At 73.7% G+C, this 5,209-nt stretch carries 3 protein-coding genes and 2 pseudogenes; all 5 read left to right on the top strand.

Translation table 11 applies throughout. From position 1 onward, the window contains the following. Nucleotides 1–100: 100 nt before the first annotated feature. Nucleotides 101–1,930 carry a GNAT family N-acetyltransferase gene (locus ACLEQD_RS36345; RefSeq protein WP_410390468.1) on the top strand — a complete coding sequence of 610 codons (1,830 nt, stop codon included), beginning with the start codon at nt 101–103 and terminating at the stop codon, nt 1,928–1,930. A gap of 178 nt (nt 1,931–2,108) precedes the next feature. Further along, nucleotides 2,109–3,352: pseudogene (locus ACLEQD_RS36350) on the top strand (condensation domain-containing protein); the annotation flags it as partial. 150 nt (nt 3,353–3,502) lie between these two features. After that, a complete protein-coding gene (locus ACLEQD_RS36355; RefSeq protein ID WP_410390470.1) occupies nt 3,503–3,940 on the top strand; it encodes an AMP-binding protein in 438 nt (145 codons plus the stop codon). Then, nucleotides 3,850–4,860, top strand: a pseudogene (locus tag ACLEQD_RS36360) (amino acid adenylation domain-containing protein); the annotation flags it as partial. The gene ACLEQD_RS36355 and the pseudogene ACLEQD_RS36360, both read left to right, overlap by 91 nt. A 190-nt stretch (nt 4,861–5,050) precedes the next feature. Further along, nucleotides 5,051–5,209, top strand: a 159-nt coding sequence (locus tag ACLEQD_RS36365; RefSeq protein ID WP_410390471.1) for an acyl carrier protein, incomplete at its 3' end; no start/stop codon positions are given.

Here is a 5,209-nt window from a genome sequence, read left to right on the forward strand (position 1 = left end):
GCCTGGGGCGGGGGCCCGCGCGCGGACGGCGTGGGCGCGGCGCTGGACGCGGCGCGCAGCCGCGTGTGCACGCACCTGGGCGTCGAGTCCTGAGCCGACCATGATCCTCTACGACGCGACGACCATCCACACGGCCCCCTTCCCCGACACGGCGGAGGGACGCGGCCTGAAGAGCTTCCTCGTCCCGCTGGTCCAGCACGGCCCCGGGCCGTGGTTCGAGGACCGCGCGAACATGTTCGTGCTGGGGCTGGACGACCTGCTCATCCCGCTGTCCGTCACGGAAGGCACCTTCGGCAACTCGGTGCTGCATTCGGTGTACGAGCGCTTCATCGGCAGCCAGCGCAAGGCCATCCGGACCGGAAACTGGAAGCCCCTGGCCGGCTTCGCCGCCAGCAGCGCGCTCTGGGGCGTGGGCGCGGTGATGAAGACCCTGCGCCTGGACAAGGCCGTCCAGGTGGACTGCTGGCCCAGCCTGCGCAACGCGGGCGCGAACCTCACGGCGGACCAAGCGCGGCGGCTGACGGCGTTCCTCACCACGCGCTTTCCGGACCACGCTCCCTACTTCCTCGCGGTGAACCCCGTCACGCACGCGGCCCTGCTCAACCACCTCCAGGCGCAGGGCTACGACTTCGCGTACATGACGCACACGCGGATGATGCTCCCCTTCGAGCCGGAGCTGGAGCGGCGCGTCCGGGAGAACCGGCGGCGCGACGCGCGGCTGCTGGAGCCGTCCGGCTACCGCCTGGTGGACGCCCGGGGGGAGCTTCCCGGCTGCGCGCCCCGGCTGGCGGAGCTGTACCGGCGGCTGCACCGGGAGAAGTACGCCACCAACCCGCCCATCAGCGTCACGTACATGGAGGAGATGCTGGCGGGCTCGCTGCTGGACGTGCGCGCGCTGGTGAAGGACGGCCGCGTGGACATGTTCTACGCCACGGTCGTGATGAACGGCGTCATGTATTCGCCCGTCTCCGGCTACGACACGTCGCTGCCGCAGGAGGTGGGGCTGTACCGGTTGATCAACAACCTGCTGATGCGCGACGCGCAGGCGCGGGGCGTGACGCTGGAGACCGGCGGCGGCGCGGACCCCTTCAAGACGCTGCGCGGAGACCGGCCGGTGCCGCGCTACAACGCCGTGTACCTGCGCCACCTGCCGCCCTGGCGACACACCCCGTGGCGGCTGGCGATGAAGGTGGGCAACGAGCAGCTGCTGCCCTTCAGCCGCAAGCGCCTGCACGCCGTGGACGGCGAGGCGAACGTCGTGGGCTTCGACCGCGTCCCGGAGGTCTTCGCGCCCACGCTCCCCACGCCCCGCGAGGCCACGGCGCGGCAGGAGCAGGAGCTGACGGAGCTGGAGCAGGACCTGGCGCGGACGGAGGCCCTGTCCGGCAACGAGCGCGTGCGGCACCTGGGCGCGCTGCGCAAGCGCCTGGAGGACGAGCAGCTGCCGCCCGCGCGGGTCGCGCCCCTGCTGGAGCGCTGGGAGCACCTGTCGCACGCGCCCCAGGCCGACAAGAAGGAGAAGCGCAAGGCGCAGCGGGCCGTGCGCGCGGAGCTGGCGCGGCGCCTGCTGGAGACCGCGACCACCGTGGGGGACACCACCGTGGTGTGTCACCACCTGGGGGACGGGCTGGACTTCCAGCCGCGCACCCTGGCGGAGCAGCTGCGCAAGGGGACCGGCTCCATCGCGGTGGCGCTGACGTCCACGCGGGAGGGCACCCTGGAGCTGGTCACCGCGCTGGCGCCGCCGCTGGTGGAGCGCGGCCTGGAAGCGCGGCGGCTCCTGGAACAGATGGTCCCCCCGGGGGCTGCCAGCGGGGAAGGGGGGGCGGAGCTGGCCTGGGCGGAGGCGGTCCTCCCCGATGACGACGTGAGCGCGGTCCTGGAGCGGGCCCGCGCGGTCCTTCACACCCGGCTGTCCCTTCCGACGTAGCCGCAGTCCTTTCACGACAGCAGCCAGACCCCTTGAGCGACCGGCATCCCCGGCGCCCGCAGCGAGGTGCGTTTCCATGCCGACGACCCCGGAAGAGAAGCGCGCGAAGCTGGCCCGACTGCTGGCGGAGAAGGCCCGGGTGGCGCGCAGGGCCCCCGCGTCCTTCTCCCAGGAGCGGATGTGGTTCCTGGAGCAGTGGAGTCCCGGCAGCGCGCTCTTCAACATGCCCGCGGTGGTGCGCCTCACGGGCGCGCTGGATCCGGACGCGCTGGGGCGGGGCCTCCAGGCCCTGGTGGAGCGCCATGAGCCCCTGCGCACGACGCTGCGCGAGGAGGAGGGGAGGCCCGTCCAGGTCATCGCCCCGTCGCTCGTGCTGAAGCTGGAGCGCGAGGACCTGCGCGGCGTGCCGGAGGCGGAGCGCGAAGCGCACGCGTGGCGCGCCGTCACGCGCGACGCCCAGCGCCCTTCGTCCTGTCCGAGGGGCCGCTGGCGCGCGCCACGCTCTACGCGCTGGCGGAGGAGGAGCACCTGCTGCTGCTCAACCTCCACCACGCCATCGCGGACGGCTGGTCCATGGGCGTGCTGGTGCGCGAACTGGCGGCCGTCTACGCCGCGGCCCGGGCGGGCACGAGCGCCAGGCTGGAGGCGCTGCCCCTGCAGTACGCGGACTTCGCGGCGTGGCAGCGCGCGACGCTCCAGGGCGAGGCGCTGGAGTCCCAGCTGTCCTGGTGGCGCGGGAAGCTGAATCCCGACGCGCGCCTGGAGCTGCCGGCGGACAAGGCGCGGCCGGCGACGCTGGGCTCGGCGGGCGCGCGGCAGTTCCTCACGCTGCCGCGGGAGCTGACCCAGAAGCTGCGGGACTTCAGCCAGCGCCACGCCACCACGCTCTTCGTGGTGTGGGTGTCCGCGTTCCTGTCGCTGGTGTACCGCTACACGGGGCAGGAGGACGTGGCGCTGGGCACGCTGGTGTCGGGCCGGGACCGCGCGGAGCTGGAGGGGCTCATCGGCCTGTTCATCAACACCCTGGTGCTGCGCACGCCGCTGTCCGGCCAGCTGCGCTTCCGCGAGCTGATGGCCCGGGTGGGCGACACGCTCTCGGAGGCCCAGGCGCACCAGGGCGTCCCGTTCGAGAAGCTGGTGGAGACGCTCAAGCCCGAGCGCAGCTCCAGCCACCTGCCGCTGTTCCAGGTGATGGTCATCCACCAGAACGCGCCCGGCGCGGTGCTCCAGCAGGAGGGCCTCACGCTGGAGGTGCTGCCCGTCACCACCGACACGACGAAGCACGACCTCACCCTCTACGCCACGGAGCTGCCCCAGGGCCTGCGCCTGTCCGCCGAATACAGCACCGACCTGTTCGAGGCGCCCACCCTGGCGCGACTGCTCGCGCACCTGCGCACGGTGCTGGAGGGCGCGCTGGCCGCGCCGGACACCGCCCTGCGCGACCTGCCCCTGCTCTCCGAGGCGGAGCGCCGTCAGCTCCTGGTGGACTGGCACGGCGCGCGGCAGGTGTACCCGGAGCAGGAGGACCTGGCGTCGCTCGTCGAGGCGCAGGTGGCGCGCACCCCGGACCGGGTGGCGCTCGCGTTCGGAGACGCCACGCTCACGTACGCGCAGCTGGATGCGCGGGCCAACCAGCTGGCGCACCGGCTGCGGGAGTGGGGCGTGGGGCCGGAGTCGCGCGTGGGCGTGTGCCTGGAGCGCTCGCTGGAGCTGGTGGTGTCACTGCTGGCGGTGCTCAAGGCGGGCGGGGCCTACGTGCCCTTCGACCCGGGCTACCCGGCGCAGCGCCTGACGTGGATGTTCCAGGACGCGCGCCCCACGGTGCTGCTGGCGCAGGAGCACCTGGTGCCCGGGCTGCCGCCCACGGGGCGCGCGTGGTGTGCGTGGACGCGGAGGCGGAGGCGCTGTCGCGCCTGCCCGTGCATGCGCCCGCGCGCCAGCCGCTGCCGGACGCGCTCGCGTACATCATCTTCACGTCCGGCAGCACGGGCCGCCCCAAGGGCGCGATGAACGCGCACCGGGGCGTGTGCAACCGCCTGCGCTGGATGCAGGCGGAGTACCGCCTGGGCGCGGACGACGTGGTGCTCCAGAAGACGCCCTTCAGCTTCGACGTGTCGGTGTGGGAGTTCTTCTGGCCGCTGATGACGGGCGCGCGGCTGGTGGTCGCCCGGCCCGGCGGCCACCAGGAGCCCGCGTACCTGGCGCGGCTCATCCGCGAGGCGGGGGTCACCACGCTGCACTTCGTGCCCTCCATGCTCCAGGTGTTCCTGGAGGAGCCGGAGGCGCGCGGCTGCGCGTCGCTGCGCCGCGTGATGTGCAGCGGCGAGGCGCTGCCCCTGGAGCTCAAGGAGCGCTGTCTCCAGGTGCTGCCGCACGCGGGCCTGCACAACCTCTACGGCCCCACGGAGGCTGCCGTGGACGTGACGTACTTCGCGTGCACGCCCGGCGACGGCCGGCGCTCGGTGCCCATTGGCCGGGCGGTGGCGAACACGTCCATCCTCATCCTGGACCCGGTGTTCCAGCCGGTGCCGGTGGGGGTGGCCGGGGAGCTGTACATCGGAGGCGTGCAGGTGGGGCGCGGCTACCAGTCCCGGCCGGACCTCACCGCGGAGCGCTTCCTCCCGGATCCGTTCAGCGCCCTGCCTGGCGCGCGGATGTACCGCACGGGGGACGTGGCGCGCTGGCTGCCGGACGGCGAGGTGGAGTACCTGGGCCGCGCCGACTTCCAGGTGAAGGTGCGCGGCCTGCGCATCGAGCTGGGGGAGATAGAGACCGCGCTGGAGCAGCACCCCTCCGTGCGCCAGGCGGTGGTGCTGGCGCGCGAGGACGTGCCCGGCGACAAGCGGCTGGTGGCCTACGTCGCGGGCCGGGCCGGCGCGACCGTGGACGTGGACGGGCTCAAGGCGTCGCTCCAGGCGAGGCTGCCGGAGTACATGGTGCCGCCGTCCTTCGTGGTGCTGGACGCGCTGCCGCTCAGCCCCAACGGCAAGGTGGACCGCAAGGCGCTGCCCGCGCCCACGCTGGAGCGCGCCGCGCAGGAGGCGCGCGTCCCGCCCCAGACGCCCACGGAGGAGGCCGTCGCCGCGCTGTTCGGGGAGCTGCTGGGGGTCGCGGACGTGGGTGCGCGGGACGACCTGGTTCCGGCTGGGCGGCAACTCGCTGCTGGCCACGCGCGTGCTCGCGCGGCTGCGCGCGCGCTTCGGCGTGAGCTGTCGCTGCGCGTCCTCTTCCAGCACCCCACCCGTGCGGCAGCCTCGCGCGGTGCGTGGACGACGCGCG

Source organism: Corallococcus sp. 4LFB (genome assembly GCF_046520365.1).
Classification (GTDB): Bacteria; Myxococcota; Myxococcia; order Myxococcales; family Myxococcaceae; genus Corallococcus; species Corallococcus caeni.

Bases quoted from the DNA above. Each gene is read 5' to 3' on its own strand.
- ACLEQD_RS36345 (WP_410390468.1), top strand. From the start codon at position 101: ATGATCCTCTACGACGCGACGACCATCCACACGGCCCCCTTCCCCGAC.